This is a genomic window from Halomonas sp. (assembly GCF_014859505.1).
Taxonomy (GTDB): Bacteria; Pseudomonadota; Gammaproteobacteria; order Pseudomonadales; family Halomonadaceae; genus Halomonas.
On record NZ_JACUUD010000228.1, the window covers coordinates 1 to 2,494 of the forward strand.

At 66.4% G+C, this 2,494-nt stretch carries 4 protein-coding genes; 1 reads left to right on the forward strand and 3 read right to left on the reverse strand.

Going from position 1 to position 2,494, the window contains the following annotated elements:
- Positions 1 to 181: 181 nt before the first annotated feature.
- The 3 genes from IBX53_RS15745 to IBX53_RS15755 all read right to left on the reverse strand — a co-directional run bounded on the left by IBX53_RS15745 (position 182) and on the right by IBX53_RS15755 (position 1,990).
- Entirely contained in the window at positions 182 to 1,045 is an 864-nt protein-coding gene (locus IBX53_RS15745; protein ID WP_290911211.1) for a DNA/RNA non-specific endonuclease, read from the reverse strand.
- Positions 1,046 to 1,138: 93 nt separating this feature from the next.
- Positions 1,139 to 1,414: an Lrp/AsnC ligand binding domain-containing protein gene (locus tag IBX53_RS15750; protein WP_110068493.1), complete on the reverse strand. Its 276-nt coding sequence runs from the start codon at positions 1,412 to 1,414 to the stop codon at positions 1,139 to 1,141.
- 108 nt (positions 1,415 to 1,522) lie between these two features.
- Positions 1,523 to 1,990: a methylated-DNA--[protein]-cysteine S-methyltransferase gene (locus IBX53_RS15755; protein WP_290911215.1), complete on the reverse strand. Its 468-nt coding sequence runs from the start codon at positions 1,988 to 1,990 to the stop codon at positions 1,523 to 1,525.
- Between the two features lie 198 nt (positions 1,991 to 2,188).
- Between IBX53_RS15755 and IBX53_RS15760 the strand changes: the two genes are divergently transcribed.
- A partial coding sequence (locus IBX53_RS15760; RefSeq protein ID WP_290911218.1) for a high-potential iron-sulfur protein occupies positions 2,189 to 2,494 on the forward strand: 306 nt, incomplete at its 3' end.

The window sequence follows — 2,494 nt, forward strand, 5'->3', positions numbered from 1 at the left end:
TTCAGGTGCTAGTGTCCGTAAGGACGTGGAGGTTCAAGTCCTCTCCTGGGCACCACTTACCATCGCATCATGCCGACTGAACCAGACAAGAGCATTACAGCAGGAACATCACACAAGGCCGCGACATTGATCGCGGTTTTTTTGTGCTTGCTCGAAACGCCCCGGCCAGTCGACAACCCCGTCAGAATCGACCCGGCCGACGAGCCACCTCCTCCAGCGCCCAACCGCGCGTCACCACCTCCCCCTCCAGCACCTCGGCCACCTCCTCTGGCAGGCGCGGGAAGAAGTTGAGCCCGGTGCGAGCCTCGATCTCGTCGACGCTGACCAGATAGTCGTCCAGCGGCTCATCGCCGCGCACCTCCTGGGGCATGAGGAAGGCCAGCACGCGTGGCTCCCCCTCCGTTACCGCAATGATCTTGTAGAAGGCCTCGGGAATCTCCACCAGCCCCACCCGGTTGAAGAGGTTGTCGCGGAAGCGCTCGGGAAAGACCGGGCCGGTGATCACCTGCACCTCACCGAAGCGCGGCACGAAGTGGTCGATCACCACCTCCTCGAGACGCTGCCACAGCCGCCGATTGAGATCCGGCCGCTGTGGGCTCATGTTGCTCATGTAGAAGGTGTCAAGCTGCGCCTCCGGTCCATGCACCACGGCGATGGCGTAGTTGGGCGCCATATGGCCCCGGTCATAGCCGCTGCCGGCGTAGTGGTCGGTGCCGATCGGCCACAGGGTGCGCCAGTCGCGCTGGAAGCTTGGCCGCGGACCGGCGCCGGGATCCTCCACCGCCTGCAACCGATAGCTGACCCAAAGCGGATTGACCCGCACGTCGGACCAGCCCACCAGAAAGCCTTCATTGCGCAGCACCCGATGCAGGCTGGTGGGGGTCAGGCTCTGCCACTCGGGTACGCCCATCCACACCAGCTGGTCGCGAACCTGGCGCTCCTGGCCGTACCAGAGGCCGGAGGTGACCAGGACGAAGAGCAGGGTGATACCGAAGCGACGCGTCTGGCGGCGCCAGCGCGGTACGGGGGAACGACGACGACTCATCCTTGAAACGGCTTCCAGCGGAGGGGGAAAGAAAGTGTTGTCATGCCGACCGGGCGCTCGGGGCAACCCGGCCAAAGGTTCTGGCCCCGGGCGCTACCAGCCCAGCGAGAACATCGTCTCCAGGTCGTGACGGGAGTGTACCTGCATGGCATTGAGGGTCTCGGTGTCGCGGATACCCTCCACGGCGTTGAGCCGTTCGGTGACCAGCTCGGCCAGGCTCTCGAAATCGCGGGTGCGAGCGATGGCCACCAGGTCATAGCGTCCGCAGGTGGAATAGACCTCGCTGATTCCCTCCACGTCGGCCAGGCGCTCGGCCACCGCCTTGACCTGGCCCTTCTCGGCATTGATCAGGATCACGGCATTCTGCATCGGGCACTCTCCCTGCTGCGGGCCCCTCTGGGCTCGGTGGATACGCGGCCGGTGGCGACCGGTGATGGCACGAGTATACCAGCGCCGGCGACCGGGCAGAATCGCGGCTCAGGCCGGCAGGCTGCCTTCCAGTTCGAGAAGCCGGCGCTTGAGTGCCAGCCCGCCGCTGTAGCCGCCCAGACCACCGGCGGCCACCACCCGGTGGCAGGGAATCAGCAGCGGCAGCGGGTTGGCACCGTTGGCAGTGCCGATAGCGCGTGCGGCACCCTCGCGACCGAGCCGGCGTGCCAGCTCCCCGTAGGTGCGGGTCTCGCCCCAGGGAATGCGCAACAGGGCGGCCCAGACCTGGCGCTGGAAGTCGCTGCCGCCGGGCGCCAGCGCCAGGCTGAAGCTGCGCCGTCGGCCGGCCAGGTAGGCCAGCAGCTGGTCACGGGCCTCGGCCAGGGCATCGTCGTCCCGGCGGGCCGCCTCGGGGTCGGGGCGCCCCTCGGCAGCCAGGGTGAGCTGGCACAGCCCCTCGGGCTCCGCACATAGCAGGATCTCGCCAAGGGGGGAGGCAAAGCGGGTGAAGATCATCGGCTCTCCTGGGCTTCGGCATGCCGCGCGACCTATTGCCGCACGGCCAATGGCTGGTTCGCATCGCTACAGTCACTCTACTACCATAGAGCAGCGAACTCCCCGGGGCAGCCCCTGTCGGAGCAAGAGGTGGCTGACCACCCGCAAAAAAATGAAGAACAGGAATCGTTCCTGCAACCGTGACGAAAAGGAGATCCCATGGCCAACCATAGCCGTCGTGACTTCATGCGCAACAGCCTGCTGGGCCTCGCCGCCCTGCCGCTGGGCGCTGGCATCCTCTCCAAGACCGCCTTTGCCCAGGACCTGCCGCGCCTCGACCCGAGCGCAGACCAGGCCCAGGCCCTGAACTACGTCGAAAACGCCGCGGACGCCGCCGATCACCCGGCCTACGAAGAGGGTGAAGTCTGCGACAACTGCATGTTCTATCAGGCGAACACCGAGGGCTGCCAGCTCTTCCCGCAGAACAGCGTCGAGCCCAAGGGGTGGTGTCAGTCCTGGACCGCC